The sequence below is a fragment of the Mycobacterium sp. 852002-51057_SCH5723018 genome (assembly GCF_001667035.1).
GTDB lineage: Bacteria > Actinomycetota > Actinomycetes > Mycobacteriales > Mycobacteriaceae > Mycobacterium.
This window is the reverse complement of sequence record NZ_LZIR01000055.1, coordinates 1-18,620: the sequence shown is the minus strand read 5'-3', so window position 1 is coordinate 18,620 and position 18,620 is coordinate 1. Positions and strand designations below refer to the sequence as shown.

The following is an 18,620-nucleotide window of genomic DNA, read 5'->3' as shown; positions in this document are numbered from 1 at the left end:
GCAACCGGGCGCCGACGACCGGGCCGCCGCCGTAGTAAACGTCGCCCACCACGCCGGCCGGGACAGGGTTCAGCGCGGCGTCCAGCAGGTACACCCGCGCCACACCCTCGCCCGCGTTGGACCGGTCCAGGATGCGTTGTCGCTCTTGGGGACCGGCGATCTCGACCTCGCGCAGCGGTTGATCGGGCTGGTCCGCGAACGCCTCGACGACGCGGACCAGCCACTCCGCGAACCGTAGTGCGGTGCTGCGTTTGTACAGCTCCGGGCGGTAAATGACGAGACCGCGGTAGCCGCCGGAGGCGGGATCGGATGCGAAGAAGTTGACCGACATGTCGGCGTGTGCGACATCAAATGTGGGTTCCAAGGCGCTGAACGTGGTGTCACCGTGGGGCCCGCTGTCGATGACGTGGTCCTGCGGCAACTGTTCGCGAACGTGCACCACCACGTCGAACAGCGGGTTGCGCGACAGGGACCGCGCGGGATTGACCGCGTCCACTACCTGGTCGAACGGCAGGTCCTGATGCGCGTAGGCGGCCAGCGCCATCTCCCTGGTCCGCCGCAGCAGCTCACGCAGTGTCGGGTTGCCGCGCAAGTCGTTTCGCAGCACCAGGATGTTGACGAAGAATCCGATCAGCCGATCCAGCTCGGATTCGTTGCGGCCGGCCACCGGGGTGCCGATGGCGATGTCCGGGCTGCCGGCGGCCTTGTGCAGCACCACCGCGACGGCGGCCTGCAGCAGCATGAACTCGGTGATGCCGAGATCGCGGCAAAGGGCGGTCAGCTTCGCGCGGGTCGCCGCCCCGAAGCCGAACTCGACGGCGTCGCCGGCGCCGGTGAGCGAGCCGCGGCGCGGGAAGTCCGGGCGCAGGCCATTTTCGCCTGCCAATCCCGAGAGTTGGTGGGTCCAGTACTCGCGCTGCGGACCGACGATGCCGACACCGTCGTTCAGCAGCTCCGCCTGCCACGCACCGTAGTCGACGTATTGCACGGGCAGCGGTTCCCAGGACGGCTCTTGCCCGCTGCTGCGGTCCCGGTAGGCGGTCAGCAGATCGGTGAAAAGCACCCCGGCAGACCAATGATCGGCGGCGATGTGATGCACCACCAGCGACAGCACGTGCTCGCCGGGCACGCCGAACAACGCCGCCCGGATAGGCCAGTCGGTCTCCAGGTCAAAGACGTGGCGGCGCTCGTTCTCCAGCTCGGCGTGCAGCCAGTCCTCGTCGGGCCCGTCGGCGCGCCGCACCGGCACCTCGGCGGGCGGGTGGACGATCTGGCGTGGCACGCCGTCGATCTCGCGGTAGGTGGTGCGCAAGATCTCGTGCCGCGCGACGACGTCGGTGATGGCCACCACCAGCGCACGCGCGTCGCAGGGGCCGCGCAGCGCCGCGGCGAAGGGAATGTTGTTGACGGCGTTGGGGCCGTCGAAGCGGTAGGTGAACCAGCTGCGCAACTGCGATGACGACAGCAGCGCCGGTCCGTCATGGCGTGCCGGTGTCAACTGCGGCCGCGCCGGACCGGTACCCGATGCGTCTGTGGTGTCGACGTGTTCGGCGATCCTGGCCACCGTCGCCAGTTCGAACACCTCACGCACACCGATTTCGACCAAGAACTTGTTACGCACCGCGGCAACGAGTTTGGTGGCGAGCAGTGAGTGGCCGCCCAGGTCGAAGAACGAGTCGTCGGCGCCGACGCGGTCGCGGCCGAGGAGCTCGCCGAACAGCTCGGCGACGCGCCGCTCGGTGCCCGTTTGCGGTTCGCGGAACGCGGCGCCGGAACCGACCTCGGGAGCGGGCAGCGCCGCGCGGTCGATCTTGCCATGCGTGCTGATCGGAATCTCTTCGAGCACAACGTAAGCGGCCGGCACCATGTATTCAGGCAGCGCCGCCGCCACCCGGGCCCGGATGCGGTCGACGTCGACCTTCTCGCCCGCCGCGGGCGTCACGTAGCCGACCAGGCTCTTGCCCAGCCGCGGCAGCTCGCTGACCACCACGACGGCCTGTCCGACGGTGGGGTCGACCGAGATGGCCGCGGCGACGTCACCCAGTTCGATCCGGAAGCCGCGAATCTTGACCTGTTCGTCCGCGCGGCCCACGAACTCGACATCGCCGTCGGCGTTGCGGCGCGCGAGATCCCCGGTCCGGTACATCCGGGCGCCGGGTCGGTACGGGTCGGCCACGAATCGCTCCGCGGTCAACCGGGGGCGGCGATGGTATCCTCGCGCCAGATGCGTTCCGCCCAAGTAGATTTCGCCGATCACGCCGACCGGTACGGGTTGCAGCGCATCGTCGAGCAGGTACATCGTGGTGTTGATCTTGGGCCGGCCGATGGGCACGATCCGGGTGCCCTGTGGGCCCTCCACCTTGTACCGGCTGGCATTGATCACGGTTTCGGTGGGGCCGTAAAAGTTGTGCAGTAGCGCATCGAAAGTGGCGTGGAACTTGTCGGCCACCTCGCCGGGCAGCGGCTCGCCGCCGATGGGCACCCGCTGCAGCGTCCGCCACTGGTTGACACCCGGCAACGACAGGAACAGGCCGAGCAGGGACGGCACGAAATGCATTGCCGTGATGCCCTCGTCGCGCAGCAGGTCGGTAAGATAGCCGATGTCGTTGAGCCCCCCGGGCCGCGGGATCACCATACGAGCCCCGCAGGCCAGCATTCCGAAGATCTCGGCTATCGACACGTCGAAACTTGGCGACGCGACCTGCAGCAGCCGGTCGCTCTGGTCGACCCCGTACTCGCCCCTGAACCAGGCGAAGTACTCCGCGACGGGGCGGTGTGGCACCGCAACGCCTTTGGGCAGCCCGGTGGTCCCCGAGGTGTAAATCAGGTACGCGGTGTTCTCCGGTCGTAGCGGCCGGATTCGGTCAGTGTCGGTGGGGTCGTCGCCGGGGTAGCCGGCCAGGTCGGTGACCGGCTCGCGCAGCACCAGCTTCGCTTCGCAGTCGTCGAGGATGAATTCCAGCCGTTCCCGCGGGTACGTTGGGTCCACGGGGACATACACCGCGCCGGACTTGGCGATCCCCACCGCGGTGACGACCAGCTCCGGCGACTTGTCGAGCAACACGGCGACCCGGTCCTCGCTGCCTATCCCGCGCTCGATGAGCCAGTGCGCCAGCCGGTTTGCCGCTTCGTTGATGTCACGGTACGTGAGGCGGCGGCCCTCATAGACGACAGCGATCGCGTCCGGGGTACGCGCGGCCTGCTCGGAGACCAGGTCGGCGAGCGTCCTGGGGGCAGCATCGAACGCCTCGCCGCGCGACACCTCATGCAGCCACTCGGCGTCGGCCGGGTCCATCACCGCCAGCGCGGCCAACGGCTTTTCCGGTTCGGCGAGGGCGTCGTCGAGCAGCACGGCGAAGTGATCCAGCATCTGACGCACCAGGGCGGGCTCGAGGATCTCCAGCAGGTGTTCGGCTTCGACCAGCGCCCCGGTGGCGTCGAATTCGACCATGAAACCCAGCGGTAGCTGGGTGAGGTTGCCGCGCAGGCCGTAGCGTTCGCACTCGACGCCGGGCGGGCGGAATCCGCCACCGTCGGGCTCGCGGAATCCGAAGCTGACCCGGGTCATCCGCTCAGCGCCGTGCCGGCGGTCGGGATTGAGTTCACGCACGGCGCGGTCGAGGCTCACCCGCTGGTGTGCGAATGCCCCGGTGGCGACGTCACGCGTCGTTTTCAGCAATTCGCGGAAGCTCGTCGCGGAGTGCGGTCGCAGCCGCATCGCCACCGTGTTGCCGAAATAGCCGATGGCGTCGTCAGTTCCGGCGCCGCGGTTGAGCACCGGGGCAGCCACCAGAAAGTCGTCACTGTGCGTGTAGCGATGCACGAGGGCGCCGAATGCGGCCAGCAGCACCATGTACGGGGTGCAGCCGGTGTCGCGGGCCATCGCCGTGACCCGTTGGGACGTGTCGGCGGGCAACCGCAGCGTGCAGCGGCCGGCGCGCCAGTTGGTCGGCATGAACGTGCCGGCCGGGCCCGGCAGTTCCAGCGGTTCCGGCGGGTTGGCCATGACGGCCCGCCAGTAGTCGAGATCGGCCTCGGTGGTGTCCGGCCCGGGCGGGGCGGCCAGGTAGCGCTCCGGCCCCAGGTCGGCCCCCTGGTAGGCCTTCGTGAGGTCGGCGAAGAATACCCGCCACGAGCCGTCGTCCCAGGCGATGTGATGCGCCACCAACAGCAGCACGTGTTCCTCGGTTCCCGTGCGCACCACGGTGATTCGCAACGGTGCGTCGGTGGAGAGGTCGAATGGCGCGGAGAATTCTCGCTGAGCCAGCACCTCGAGGCGAAGCTGCCGTGCGCGTTCCGGCAAGCCGGACAAGTCGTATTGCTCCCACCGCGGGCGGAGCTCGTCGTGGACGATCGGCCGCGGATCGCCTTCCTCACTGAGGGCGTAGGTGGTGCGTAGCAGCCGATGGCGGCGCGCGACGTCGTCGACGGCATGGTGCAGCCGGGCGAGATCGATGTCGCCGGTGATCCGGTAGGAGACACAGACGTTGAGCAGGGCGCCGCTGGGGTCGGCCATCTGCACGAACCACATCCGGGTCTGGCCGTCGGTGAGCTGGTCGGCGGCAGCGGGGCGGGGATCCTCGGTCTCGGATGTGAGGCCGCGGTCGGCGAGCCTGCGGCGCAGCAGCTCCAGGCGGGCCGCATCGAGCCGGGCGCCGGCGTCGGCGATATCAGTCACGCGAAATGTCCACTTTCTGTGTTGTTTCTCAGGCGCTGCTCGGCGCGTGAGAGTTGTGCGACCAGTTCGTCGCCGGTGATTTCACCCATCAGCGTCGCGAGCGACACCGTCCGCCCGACCACCCGCTTGAGGCGCTTGCGCAGATCCACCGCCAGCATCGAGTCGACCCCCAGATCGAAGAGCGACTCGCTGAGATTCACTTCGCCGGCCCGCTCGATTCCGAGCACGGCCGCCAGTTGGGTGCGTACCGCATCGACGACCAGCACCGCGTCGGCCGCGTCCGGCAAGACTTCCATCCCTGGCCTGCCGGCGGGCTCGGACCGCCTGCTGTCCAGGAAGATCCGCAGCCGGACCGCGTCGGCAGAGAACACCATCGGATCGTCGCGCCACTCGCGCAGGCTCGCCTTGATCGCCTCCCGCGGGGCCATCTGGCGTAACCCGGACCGCTCGATGTTCGCGGCCTCGGCCGCATCGACGATGCCCCGGTTCCACTCGCCGTCGGCCGAGGCCTGCCACAGCCCCCATCTGATCGCGACGCAATGCTTACCCCGCGCGCGGAGTTCGGCGGCCATCACGTCCAGCAGGCGGTTGGCCGCCGAGTACGCGGCGTGTCCCCGTCCGCCCCACACCGCGGACACCGACGAACACAACAGCATTCGTGCGTCCGAACGAGCCGGCCACAGCTCGGCCAGGTGGGCCAGGCCGCTGACCTTGGCGGCGAAGGTGTCGGCGGTGATCTCGGCGATGGCGGCGGCGGTGAGCCCGGCGGTGCCGAAGGTCGCGCCGCCCGCCGCGTGCACGATCAGCGACGCGCCCGCGCCGCCGTGTTCCGCTGCGGTGCGGGACAACTGGGCCGCATCGGTGATGTCGCACGGTGGTGACACCACCTCGGCGCCGTGCTCGGCCGAAAGGGCGTTCAGCACCTCGGGATCCGCGGGGCGGCGGCTCAGCAGGACGATGCGCCGCGCGCCGTGCTCGGCCAGGTAACGCGCGTAGTGCAAACCGATGGCGCCGGCACCGCCGGTGATGACGACGTCGTCGAGCAGCCCGGAGTCCAGTGGCCACGCCGAAGCGGCCGGAGCGTCGCGGAACCAGCGCTCGAACAGCGCGTACCCACCCGCTGAGGCGCGCAACGCGGTTTCGCCGCCACCGGACAGCAATGCCGCCACGGCCGCGGCACCGGCAGCCGGCGGCAGTTCCCACGACGGCAGGTCAAGGTGGGTGAACGCCGTTGGGGGATAATAGAACCCGAGGCTGCGGTGTATCGCGGCCAGCGCCGCATGCCCGGCCACCGGCGGCGCGTCTTGATCGCCGACCCGCTCGGCGCCCACGGTGACCAGGCAGGCCGTTTGGCAGCGGGGTCCGAGCGCGTTCGGGTAGTCGAGCAGGCCGGCGCCGATCAGTCCGGTGAGGGTCTGGGCGGCCCGCCCGGCGTCGGCACCGCCCAGGGTGGGCGCGATCGCCACCACGACTTGCGCGTCCTGCGGTGCGCTGAGCCTGGCCGCCGGGTGCGACTCGATCGCCGCACGCAGCGGCCCGGCGAGCCCACCGTCACCGCCGAGATCGAGCACCGCCAAACGCATCGGCGGTCCGGCGACAGGTGTGGACGGCGCCGCCCGCTCCCAGCACTCGACGGCAAGCGTGAGACCGGCCTCCGTCCCCGGCAGCCGGGGCATTGGCTGCAGCGGCTCCGGATGCGCCCACATCGGGATGGCGCGCATCGGGGCGTTCGGAAATCCTTGCAGTCCAACACCGTCGGAGACGCCGTCCAGGTGTGCCGCCCAGGAATAGCCGGGGTCGGCCACCGCCGCGACGACGATGTTCGCCGACAGCGTGTCGAGCACCGGCTCGTCGCGGCGGGCCGAGCCGACCAGTACCGCCGGGCCGTCCGGCAGGTTCGCCTCGAAGGCCTGGCCGATCGAGAACAACAGCGCGGGGTGAGCCGACAGCTCCATGAACGCCCCGGCACCGCAACGGATTGCCGACTCGAACGCGCGGTCCAATCGCACCGGGTTGCGCAGGTTTGCATACCAGTAGTCGCCGAAGGGCGTGTTCGGCGCGACCACACCGCCGGTGGTGCCGCCGATGAATTGGATTGGTGTGTCGGCGAATCGCGAATCGGGGAGCTGCGCCCGGAAGTCGTCGCGGAACTGCTCGAGCAGGCTGGTGTGTCCCGGGAAGCTCGCGGTGATCTCGCGGGCGAACCCACCGCGGGAGCGGACCTCATCGACGATGGCCAGCACCGCGTCGCGATCGCCAGAGACGGCAACGGTCTCAGCGGAATACACCACCGACAGCTCCACCCAGCCGTCCGTGGCCGCGATCAGCGTCCCGGCCTCGCGGTCACCGATGCCCAACGTCGCCATCGCATAGCGCCCCGGCAGCCGGTCCACCACATGGGCGCGGGCCGCGACCACCGCGACGGCATCCGGCAACGCGATGCCGCCGGCGATGACGGCCGCGGCGACCTCACCGAGACTCTGACCGATGGCGAGGTCGGGAAGCACACCGCACGAGCGCCAAACCTCGGCCAGGGCAACGGCGTGAGTGAACTGTGCGCCCTGGATCTCGACCTCGGAAAACCTTTGCGACTCGTCGCCGGAGCCGCCCTCAGCCGTCAGGTAGCGCAGCGGCGACACGATGCCGGCGGCCTCGAACGCCGCGGCGCAGCTGTCGGCTGCGGTCCGATAGCTCGGCAGCCGTCGATACGCGACGGTTCCCATGCCCGGCCAATGACCACCCTGGCCGGGAACGACGAACGCCTGCCGGGGAGCCGAACCCAGCGCCGAGCAGGCGACCAGCGGATGCTCGCGGCCGGCGGCCAGCGCCCGCAACCCGTCGATGAGTTCGACTCGGTCCGCGGCCCGCAGCACTGCCCGGTGCCGGCGGACCTGTCGCGTGTTGGTCAGCTGCCGGGCCACCTGTGCCACAGTCGTTTCCGGAGAGCGGTCGAGATAGTCGGCGATCGCCCGGGCATCCGCAGGGATCAGGCCGTCGGCGTGGGCGCTGAGCAGGACGGGGATCCGCCCGTCGGGCAGTCGGTTGCGCGCCATCAGGCCACCTTGCGCGCGGATGGGTCGGCGGTGTCCGGCATCGACACGATCAGATGGGTGTTGGTGCCGCTCATCCCGAACGCGGACACCGCCGCGGTCCGCCATCCGTCCACGGCTTGCCACGGCGTCATCTTGTCCGCCAACCGCAAACCCTGGCTGTCCCAGTCGATTTCGCGGCTTGGCTCGTCGACGTGCAGGGTCGGAGGTATGGTGGCGTGTTCGGCTGCCAGGATCACCTTGGCGAGGCCCAGGGCGCCCGCCGCGGCCTGCGCATGCCCGATGTTGGACTTGACCGACCCCAGAAGCGGTCCCCGTCCGGCCGGCGCGGTGCCGTAACTGGCCGCCAGCGACAGCAGTTCGGTCCGGTCACCGATCCGGGTGCCGGTGCCGTGCCCTTCGACCATCCCGACGTCGACGGGCTCCACCTCGGCCTGCGCGATGGCGCGCCGGAACAGTCGCAGCTGCGCCTCGCCGCTGGGCGCCGTCAGCCCGTTGCTGCGTCCGTCAGAGTTCAGGCAGCTGGCACGCACCTCGGCGAGGATGGGGCGCCCGTCGGCGGCCGCGCGGGATCGGCGCTGTAGCACGAACATGGCCGCGCCCTCCGCCCATACCGTTCCGCTGGTGTGCGCGCTGTAGGGCCGGCAGTGGCCGTCGTCGGACAGCGCGTGCTGCTTGGAGAACTCGACGAAATACCCCGGGGTCCCCATCACGCAGACCCCGCCGGCCAGCGCGAGGTCGCAGTCGCCGGCCGTGAGCGCCCGGACGGCGGTGTGAAACGCGGTCAAGGCCGAGGAGCACGAGGTGTCGACCGTCAGCGCCGGACCGGCCAGGTCCAGCGTGTAGGCGATGCGCCCCGAGATGACGCCCAGCGACGTCCCGCTGATCAGATGCCCACTGTGGTGGGAGAACTCCGAAAGCCCGGGACCGTACTCCAGCGCCGACGCACCGACGTAGCAGCCGACGTCGTGGCCGGCCAGGTCGTCGGGATTGATGCCGCTGTTCTCCAGGCTGCGCCATGCCAGCCGCAACGCTACCCGCTGCTGCGGGTCCATTGCCACCGCTTCGCGCGGTGAGATGCGAAAGAATTCTGGATCGAAAGTTGTTGCGCTGGACAGGAATCCGCCAAGGTTGTGGATGGGCTTGAATCCGTCGCGCCGGGACCCGTCGAACAACTCGCGAAGCGCCCACCCTCGATCGGTGGGAAACGGCCCAAGCCCCTCTCGCTGTTCGGACAGTAACGCCCAGAAATCGTCGGCGGTTTCCACCCCGCCGGGTGCTTCCAGCGCCAGCCCGACGACGACGACCGGATCGTTAGCGGACATCGGCGCTTACCATGCGGGCCACCGCGTCGAGGTGATCATTGAGGTAGAAGTGACCGCCCTCGAAATCCGACAGCGTGAATCGTCCCGATGTGTGAGTTTCCCAGGCGGCCAACATCTCCCGGGTGATCCGGTGGTCACCATGGCCGCCCAGCGCGTGGATGTCGGCATTGATGCGCACGTCGGGCCGGCATGAATAGGCGTTCAGGGCGCGGTAGTCGGCCTGAACCGCCCGCACCAGGAGTTCGACGAACTCCTGGTCGTCCAGCAGCACGGGATCGGTGCCACCGAGATCCACCATGTCGGCCAGCACGCCGCGCTCGCTGGTCGGCAGCGGTCCAAACCCGGCCACCAGCGACGGAGGCTGGCCGGCGGAGGCCCACAGTGCGCGCACCGGCACGCCGTTGCGTTCGGCGATGCGGACGAACTCGAAGGCCACCACGGCGCCCATGCAGTGACCGAACACCGACAGCGGAGCCACCGATGGCCAGTCACCGGCCTCGAACAACTCGAGCGCCAGCGCGCCGATGCTGTCCGCCGCGGGATCGTTTCGCCGGTCGGCCCGCTGCGGATACTGCACCACGTAAGCGTCGACGTCGTTGGCCGACAACGCCTTGGCCAGTGACCGGTAGGCCGCGGCGGCCCCGCCGGCGTGTGGGAACACGATCACCGACCCACGCGAAGCGCTACCGGTGAACCGCTTCACCCAGGGCTTGAACTCCCGTTGGCCTGGTTCGGTGGCCGGCTCGAGCTCCGATCCGAGCGCCGACAACACGTCGCCACTCGACATGTCCGCGATCTCCAAATAGACGTCGGCTACCTGCTCGAGCCGGTCGCCGCCGGCTTCGCGAACGGTGAGCAATTCCGCGAGGGCGGCGACGGTCCTTGCGGCAAAGACGTCGGCGACCATCAGGCTCGGCGAATCGAGCCACTGCCGGATGGCGGCGACGGCCTGCGTGGCATGCACGGAATCGCCACCGAGGGAGAAGAAGTCGTCGTGTACACCCGTCGCGCCGCGGTCCCGGCCCAGGATTTCGGCGACGATGTGGCACAGCGCCCGTTCCAACTGCGTGCGCGGCGCCTCGTGCGGCACCGACTCGCCTTCGGGTCGCCCGGCCAACGCCTCGGCGAGCAGCGCCGTGACGGCCCTCCGATCGATCTTGCCGCCGTCGGTGAACGGGATGCGCTCGACCACCGCAACATGCCGCGGGATCATGTGTGCGGGAACGAGCTCGGCAAGGTCCTCGCGGATCCGTTGGGCGGTCCGCCCGGTGTCGTCAAGGCGGACCGCCGCGGCGAGCACGTCGGTGTCACCAGGCGCGGGCACCAGGGCGGCCACGGCAGCGCGCACCCCGGGCACCCGTCGCAGCGCGGCCTCGATTTCGCCGAGTTCGATGCGATATCCACTGATCTTGATCCGGTGATCGGCGCGGCCGACGAACTCCAGGGTGCCGTCCGGCCAGTAGCGCGCCAGATCTCCGCTGCGGTACCAGATCCGGCCCTCGTGCTCCACAAAGCGCTCGGCGGTCAGTTCGGTGCGGCCGCGGTAGCCACGGGCGATGCCGCGCCCCGAGAACCACAGCTCGCCGGGCACCCAGTCCGGGCAGTCGGCGCCCGTGTCATCGACGACCCGGCAGGCGATGTTCGGAAACGGCCTGCCGTACGGCACCGCGGTCCAGTGAGCCGGCAGCTCCTCGGACACCTCGAAAATTGTTGCGTGCACGGCGGTTTCGGTGGCGCCGCCCAGCCCGGCGAAGCGCAGGTCGGGCGCCTGCGCCTTGAGCCCGCGGGCCAGGCCGGGGCGCACCCAATCGCCGCCCGTGGCAACCACCCGCAGCGACGACAGTCGCCCTTGCCCGACCTCGACCAGCATCTCCAGCCAGCCCGGCAAAAAGTTCAGCACGGTGACCCCGCGGGTATCGATCAGTCGGGCCCACGCGTCGGGATCGCGGCGCTGCGCCTCGTCGACAACGACGATCGCCCCCCCGGCGCGCAGGGTGGCGAAGATGTCGAGCACGGATAGATCGCATTCCAGCGTCGACACGGCCAGGCACCGATCGGTGGCGCCGATGCCGAAGTGGCGAGTGAGGAATTCCACCGTGTTCATGGCGCCGTCGTGCGTCATCTCCACACCCTTGGGCTCCCCGGTCGAACCGGAGGTGAACAACACGTAGGCGAGCTCGGCGGGATCCGTTCTGGCGGGCGCAATGTCAGGCTCGGTTTCGGGAACCGCCGGCGCGTCGCGCAGCACGTCGGCGATCACCAAAGACGGCACCGGCATCTCCGTTTGTGCAGACAGCGGCCGCCCGCCGCACACCAGGGCCAGGCGCACCCCGCCGGTGTCGAGGATGCGCTCGGCGCGGTCGCGCGGCTGGTCGACGCCGATCGGCAGGTACACGCCACCGGCGGCCAGGATGCCGAGCAGCGCGGGCACCTGTTCGGCGGTCTTCGGGCCCATCACCGCGATGGTGTCGCCGGGGCCGATCCCGTTCGCGCGCAACGCCGCTGCCACGGCCAGCGCCTGGCGGCGCAGCTGCGCGTAGCTGAGGTCGCCGGAACCGGCGAACACCGCGGGCGCGTCGGGCTGCTCCTGGGCGCGGCGAAAGAACCCGTCGTGCAGCGCTTCCCCGCTCGGCTCGGCCGCGCGGCAGTTGGCCGCGTCACGCACGGCGCGCTGTGACTCCGGCAGCGTCGAAGGGCCGGGGGCGTCCCACGCGTCGTCGGTCGAGGCCAGGTGGAGCAGTTCGTCGACGTGGTGGGCGAACATGGCGTCGATGACGCCCGGCGCGAAGACGCCATCGCGCACGTCCCAGTTCACCAGCACCCCACCGTCGAATTCGGTGACCTGTGCGTCGAGCAGCACCTGGGGGCCCTGGGAGATGAGCCAGACCGGGGTGCCGAATTGCGTTGTGACATCGGCGTGGAACAGTTCGCCGAGGCCCAGCGCGCTGGTGAAGACGACCGGCGCCAGCACCTGGGTGCCGCGATAGCGGCTCAGGTCGCGCAGCACCGAGAGCCCGGGGTAGGCGGAATGGGCCGCGGCGGTGCGCATGGCGTCCTGCACGGCGTGCGCCCGCGCCGCCCGGGTCTGGGCGCCGGTGAGGTCGACGTCGAGCAGCAGCGAGGAGGTGAAGTCGCCGACCAACCGGCCGATGTCGGGGTGCAGGGGCTGGCGCCCGAACAGCGGGACGTTCAGCAGAAACCGCGACGTGGCCGACCAGCGCGCCAGGGCGGTGGCGAACGCCGCGGCCAGCGCCATCGCCGGTGTCACTCCGCGGGCTCGGGCGCGGGCGAACAGCGCGTCGCGGGTCGCCGGGTCCAGCCAGTGCCAGCGCCGGGTGCTGGTGCGCGAATCGCGGCCCCCCGTCGAGGGCGGCGCGGGCGGGTCGGGCAGTTGTGGGATGCGCCGCGCCCACCAGTCTCGGTCGGCGCCGCGGGCGGGGTCCGGCCGGCCTTCCTGGTGCGCGATGGCCTGGCGGTATTCGCGATAGGTGTAACCCAACTCGGGCAGGTCACGACCGGCGTACAGGGCGGCCAGGTCGGCCATCAGGGTGCGGTAGCTCATCGCGTCGGCGGCCTGCATGTCCAGGTCGACGTGCAGCCGCGACCGGTCGCCCGGCAACCGGGTCAGCGTGAGCTCGAAGACGCCGCCGTCGAGCTGCTGGTGCGACTTGGCGTCGCGGAGGGCGGCCAGCTGCCGCTCGGCACCTTCGGCATCCCCGCGCAGGTCGACCACGGTGACGGGAAGGTCCCCGCATTCGTCCGCTGTGGCCACGCGCTGGGTGCCGTCGGGCAGGAACCGCACCCGCAGCATCGGGTGGCGAAGCGCAAGCCGGGTGACCGCCGCGCGCAGCCGGTCCGGGTCGATCGCGCCGCCGTCAAATTCGACGTAGAGGTGCCCGGCCACCCCGCCGAACTGCTGGTTGTCCTGGCGGCCCACCCACATCGCGTGCTGCATCGGGGCGAGCGGAAAGGGCTCACCCTGGTGGGAGGGATCGGCGTCGACGGGCGGGGCCGATCCCTCGCCAACATGTCCCACGCCGCCGGCCGCAACCAGCTCGGACCAGGCCTCGACAGTCGGCGTGGCGGCCAGCGTGGCGAAATCGATGGCGATGCCCCGCCGGCGCCAGCGACCGGCCAGCGTCATCATCCGAATGGAGTCCAGGCCCTGGCCGACGAGGTTTCCAGCCGGGTGAATGGCGTCGGCGTGGACGCCGAGCAATTCGGCGACCTCCGCGCGGATGTCCTCCGAGCACGCCGGGGCACGCACCACGAAAATCCTCCTGAATTAGCAAAGGCTGCCCTAAGTTGCTTGGTTACCCTATCCTCGATGCCTACGTCGCCGCTACCACCCCCCGGCTGATCCCTGTTGAGGAGACACGTGCCCCCGAACACACCGCAGACGTTGGTGGGATTCGTGCCGTTCCCGGCCGACCGGGCCACCTCTTACCGGGCGGCGGGCTATTGGGCCGGGCGCACCCTGGACACGATCCTGACCGACGCGGCGCGGCGCTGGCCCGACCGGACCGCCGTGATCGACGCCCTCGCGGCCGGCGGCCTGAGCTATGCCGAACTCGACGTGCGGGCCCACCACGCGGCCGCGGGACTGCGCGGGCTGGGCATCGCGCCGGGTGACCGCGTCCTGCTGCAGCTGCCGAACGGCTGCCAGTTCGCGGTGGCGCTGTTCGGGTTGTTGCGGGCCGGGGCGATCCCGGTGATGTGCCTACCCGGCCACCGGGCCGCCGAACTGAGACACTTCGCAGCGGTCAGCCAGGCCTCCGCGCTCGTGATCGCCGATGCCACAAGCGGTTTCGACTACCCGGCCATGGCGCGTGACCTCGTCCGGGGTCACCCCACGCTGCACCACGTCATCGTCGACGGCGACCCGGGGCCGTTCACCTCGTGGGCGCGGCTGTGCGATGAAAGCCCCGCGCGGGCGCCCGTGGTGCCGGCCGACCCGGCGGCGCCCGCGCTGCTGCTGGTTTCCGGCGGTACGACCGGCACCCCCAAGCTGATCCCCCGCACCCATGACGACTACCGGTACAACGCGACCGCCAGCGCCGAACTCTGCAGACTCAGCGCCGACGACGTCTACCTGGCGGTCCTTCCGGCGGGCCATAACTTCCCGTTGGCCTGCCCGGGCCTGCTCGGGGCGATGACCGCGGGCGCCACCACGGTGTTCGGCACCGACCCCAGCCCGGAAGCCGCCTTCGCCGCCGTCGCGCGTCACGGCGTCACGGTCACCGCCCTGGTGCCGGCGCTGGCCAAGCTGTGGGCGCATGCCTGCGAGTGGGAGCCGACGCCGCCAAAGTCGTTGCGGCTGCTGCAAGTTGGAGGGGCAAAACTGGAGCCCGAGGACGCCCGGCTGGTGCGCGCCGCGCTGACCCCGGGCCTGCAGCAGGTGTTCGGGATGGCCGAGGGGCTGCTGAGCTACACCCGCCTGGACGATCCTCCGGAAATCATCGAGAACACCCAGGGGTGCCCGTTGTGTGCCGCCGACGAGGTCCGCGTCGTCGACGGAGCGGGCGAGCCCGTCGCCCCGGGTGACGAAGGGGAGCTGTTGGTGCGCGGGCCATACACGATCAACGGCTACTTCCGCGCCGAACGCGACAATGAGCGCTGCTTCGATCCCGACGGCTTTTACCGCAGCGGCGACCTCGTGCGCCGCAGGGACGACGGGTATCTGGTGGTCACCGGCCGGGTGAAAGACGTCATCTGCCGCGGCGGAGAAACCATCGCCGCGGCCGACCTCGAAGAGCACATGCTGAGCCATGCCGCGATCTTCGCGGCCGCGGCGGTTGCGCTGCCCGATCGGTTTCTGGGCGAAAAGATCTGCGCAGCAGTAGTTTTCGGCGGGCAACCGCTCACCCTGGCGGAATTGAATGCCCACCTCGACGCGCGCGGGGTGGCCGCCCACGCCCGCCCCGACGTGTTGGTGGCGATGGCCGCCCTGCCCACCACGCCGATCGGCAAGGTCGACAAGAAGGCGATCGCCCGCCGGCTCGGCAACCCGGAGGGGCCGGGGCAGCAAGGAGCGTAACGCCGCCGCGGACGTCGGGCACATCCGCAATCGGCGTTACGCTCAGCGACTTTGGTACCCGGGCGACCGCGACCCGAAACCTGGGCCGATGGACGACCCACCGAAAACGGCGATTATCGTCCGCTGAGCGTCAGCGTTCCTTCCCTCTTGAGCACCTTGCGCGGGACGTCAGTGCCGTGGGATCAGATACGGCGCCAGCGTAGAAAGCTTCTCGCAAGTCTCCTCGAACTCGCGCTCGGGTTCGGATGCTTCGATGATCCCGGCACCGGCCCGCAACCACGTCTTGCCGTCGTGTTCGTAGGCGGCGCGCAGCGTCAGCGCCGCATCGAGCCCGCCATCCGCCGAAACCATCAGGACCGCACCGGAATACAGTCCGCGGGGGCCTTCATCGAGACGCAGGATGGCCTCGACGCCGGCAGCCTTCGGGATGCCCGACGCGGTGACCGCCGGGAACAACGCTTCCAGCGCGTCCATCCGGTCGCGCGAGGGAGCCAGCCGGCCGGTGACCGTGGAGCCCAGGTGTTGAACGCTCCCCCGCTCCCGCACCGTCATGAAGTCGGCGACGACCGCCGTGCCTGGCTCGACGATCTCGGTCATCTCCTGTACCGAGCTGCGCACTGAAATGGCATGTTCGACAATCTCTTTGGAATTCGACTCCAAGTCGTCGCGAGCCTGGCGATCGCGCGCCGCACCGCGCCCGAGCGCGCGGGTGCCGGCAAGCGGCTCGGTAACCACGACGCCGTCGTGGCGTACCGCCGCCACGAGTTCGGGGCTGTAGCCCACCGCACGGATCCCGCCCAAACGCAACAGGAATGACCGCACCGGCGTGTTGTGGCGGCGACCCAGCCGGTAGGTGGCCGGGAAATCGAGCGCGAAAGGCACCGCGACACAACGGGACAAGATCACCTTGTGATAAGCGCCCGACGCGATCTCGCGCACGGCGACCGCCACCCGCTCGCGGTAGCCGGAGGGGTCGGCGGTCACATCGACCGCCCTGGCCCCTCTCATGCGGCGCAGCCCGCCGTCCAGCAAGTCGCGCACTGCCTCCCGGTGGCCGTCCGCCGCGCCGAACAAGTGCACCGCATCCTCGGTCACCACGATGCGGGTGCGCGGCCAAAACATCCGCGCCAGCGGCGTTCGCGGCGCCAACCGCTCCTGTAGGCCATAGCGGTAGACGCCGAATTCGAACGCGACCCATCCGAAGAGCTGGTCGGTTTCTAGCAGCAGTCGGTCAATGGCTTCCGCCAGGACCGGTCCCGGCCGCCCCGACCACCGCTGCCGCTCGGTCGCGCCGTCGCGGATCAACCGCAGCTCGTCGCTGTCCAGCTCCACCATCGCCCGCACGCCGCTGGCCAGCACCCATTGGCCGTCACGCTCGTAAAGCAGGTATTCCTCGCCGAGCCGTTCCGGCAGCGCCGAGGCGAGCTCGGCGGCCAGGTCGGCCGGGCGGATCTCGGAAGGCAGGGGGATCGGCGGCGACGCGGTGCCGATGAGACTCGTCTCGACGCTGACCTCGGTCACGGAAGTAAATGTAGCCTAACCTATGAAACCGCGCGCCACCCCTCCCGTCACCGGCTCAACAGCACCCCAGGAGGGGGTGACCAAGGCGCACGGAGAGAGTTCGCCACGGCGGAATCGCCGGTCAGACGCCCGGCGGACGGCGTTAACAGAACTTTAACGACCCGCGTTTTCGGTCTGCCCAGCTAACAATGTTCTGCGCTGCGCCGATCGATGAAATCGATGACGGTGAGAACATGGGTTCGCCCAGTGCGCCTGGCGTGTGAGAAACGCGGGAGGCGCCGCGCACGGTTTGCTAGGGGCTGCCGATCGCCGACGGCCCCGGCGGGCCGTCAAGATCTCGTTGCAGGCCTCGGGAAAAACCTCACGGATCGCGCGTCTTCGGTGTGAGCTCCTGTTGGGCCTTCCCGCGCTAGGGCATCCGCGCCGCCCCCGACGCGGGTGCCGTCGGGTGCCCCGCGACACGCTATCCCCACAGTGAACACACAGAATAGTCACAGTGGATTCACGCTAATTCCGCGTCGTATGGCCCTACCAGCGCGGCTGTGACCACCGGCTTTAGCAAAACCGCCCCATTCGGCAAGCGGAGGCCAAACCTGGGCATTTCGGGCCGTATCCGAGTGGCGGTGCCGTAATCGCGGGGCTAAATTTTGCACGGTTTCGGGATTCCGTGGTTGCCCCGGTTACGGACGGTGCTTCCCCTGATCACCGCTGAAAAGAGAGGCACCAATGCTGCAAGAGTTCTGGCACAACTTCACGCACAACTTGTTCAAGCCGCTTCTGCTCTTCTTCTACTTCGGATTCCTGATCCCGATCTTGAAGGTGCGGTTCGAGTTTCCCTACGTCATCTATCAGGGCCTGACAATGTACCTGTTGCTGGCCATCGGCTGGCACGGAGGCGAAGAGCTCGCCCAGATCAAACCCGACGAGGTCGGCAATATCATTGGCTTCGTGGTCGTGGGCTTCCTGCTGAACTTCGTCATCGGATTCTTGGCCTACGTGCTGCTGGGCCGCTTGAGTTCGATGCGGCGAGTCGATAGGGCCACGGTCGCCGGCTACTACGGCTCGGACTCTGCGGGAACGTTCGCCACCTGCGTGGCCGTGCTGGCCGCCATCGGCATGGCGTTCAACGCCTACATGCCGGTGATGCTGGCCGTCATGGAGATCCCGGGCTGCCTGGTGGCGCTGTACTTGGTGGCGCGCCTGCGGCACCGCGGCCTGAACGAGGCGGGCTACATGCCCGACGAGCCCGGCTACACCCCGCCGGTCAGGGTCGGTGTCGGTCCCGGCGCCGCCGCGCGGCCGCCCCACGGCGGAAGCCTGGAGGCCGAGAACGAACGCGGCGTCGAGCAGGAACTCGAGCTCTCGATGGAGAAGCTCGAGCATCCGAACTGGGAGCCCGACCAGAGCCCGGCGATCGGCAAGGCCAAGCGGATGCCGCTTTTCTCTCGTGAGCTCTTGCAGGAGGTCTTCCTCAACCCCGGTCTCGTCCTGCTGTTCGGCGGCATCCTCATCGGTCTGATCAGTGGGCTGCAGGGCCAGAAGGTCGTCCAAGACGACGACAAGTTCTTCGTGTTGGCATTCCAGGGCGTGCTGTGTCTGTTCCTGCTCGAGATGGGCATGACCGCGTCCCGCAAGCTCCGAGACCTGCGATCGGCCGGACCCGGATTCATCTTCTTCGGGTTGCTTGCGCCGAATATCTTTGCGCCGCTGGGGATCTTCGTCGCGCACTTCTACTCCTACCTCACGCACACCGATTTCAAGCCCGGCACGTACGTGTTGTTCGCGGTGCTGTGCGGCGCGGCGTCCTACATCGCCGTCCCGGCGGTCCAGCGGCTGGCGATCCCGGAGGCCAGTCCCACCTTGCCGCTTGCCGCATCGCTCGGCTTGACGTTCTCCTACAACGTCACCATCGGCATCCCGCTCTATGTCGAGATCAACCGCATGATCGGGCACTGGTTCACCTGAGAACATCTGGCCCGGCAGTCAGAGCGGCGCGGTGGTTCACACCT

General features: G+C 69.5%; 6 protein-coding genes and 1 pseudogene. 2 read left to right on the top strand and 5 right to left on the bottom strand.

What is annotated here, in order from left to right; genetic code table 11:
- The 4 genes and pseudogenes from A5764_RS11600 to A5764_RS11585 all read right to left on the bottom strand — a co-directional run.
- Positions 1 to 4,678, bottom strand: a 4,678-nt coding sequence (locus A5764_RS11600) for a non-ribosomal peptide synthetase (RefSeq protein WP_067113330.1), incomplete at its 3' end; no start/stop codon positions are given.
- Positions 4,671 to 7,731: pseudogene (gene mbtD / locus A5764_RS11595) on the bottom strand (mycobactin polyketide synthase MbtD). The gene A5764_RS11600 and the pseudogene mbtD, both read right to left, overlap by 8 nt.
- A complete protein-coding gene (locus A5764_RS11590) occupies positions 7,731 to 9,053 on the bottom strand; it encodes a polyketide synthase (RefSeq protein WP_067113324.1) in 1,323 nt (440 codons plus the stop codon). Before A5764_RS11590 ends, mbtD begins: the two are co-directional and overlap by 1 nt.
- Positions 9,043 to 13,323: a non-ribosomal peptide synthetase gene (locus tag A5764_RS11585; RefSeq protein WP_067113322.1), complete on the bottom strand. Its 4,281-nt coding sequence runs from the start codon at positions 13,321 to 13,323 to the stop codon at positions 9,043 to 9,045. The genes A5764_RS11590 and A5764_RS11585 overlap by 11 nt, the downstream gene beginning before the upstream one ends.
- A 108-nt stretch (positions 13,324 to 13,431) precedes the next feature.
- Between A5764_RS11585 and A5764_RS11580 the strand changes: the two genes are divergently transcribed.
- Complete coding sequence (locus A5764_RS11580; protein ID WP_067113319.1) at positions 13,432 to 15,090, top strand: (2,3-dihydroxybenzoyl)adenylate synthase; 1,659 nt, start codon at positions 13,432 to 13,434, stop codon at positions 15,088 to 15,090.
- A gap of 168 nt (positions 15,091 to 15,258) precedes the next feature.
- On the opposite strand, the gene A5764_RS11575 is transcribed toward A5764_RS11580, so the two are convergent.
- Complete coding sequence (locus A5764_RS11575; protein WP_067113316.1) at positions 15,259 to 16,611, bottom strand: salicylate synthase; 1,353 nt, start codon at positions 16,609 to 16,611, stop codon at positions 15,259 to 15,261.
- A gap of 726 nt (positions 16,612 to 17,337) precedes the next feature.
- On the opposite strand from A5764_RS11575, the gene A5764_RS11570 reads away from it, so the two are divergent.
- Positions 17,338 to 18,576, top strand: a complete 1,239-nt coding sequence (locus A5764_RS11570) for a sodium-dependent bicarbonate transport family permease (protein WP_067113313.1) — start codon at positions 17,338 to 17,340, stop codon at positions 18,574 to 18,576.
- Positions 18,577 to 18,620 lie beyond the last annotated feature (44 nt).

Bases quoted from the DNA above. Each gene is read 5' to 3' on its own strand.
- A5764_RS11590 (WP_067113324.1), bottom strand. From the start codon at position 9,053: ATGTCCGCTAACGATCCGGTCGTCGTCGTCGGGCTGGCGCTGGAAGCA.
- A5764_RS11570 (WP_067113313.1), top strand. From the start codon at position 17,338: ATGCTGCAAGAGTTCTGGCACAACTTCACGCACAACTTGTTCAAGCCG.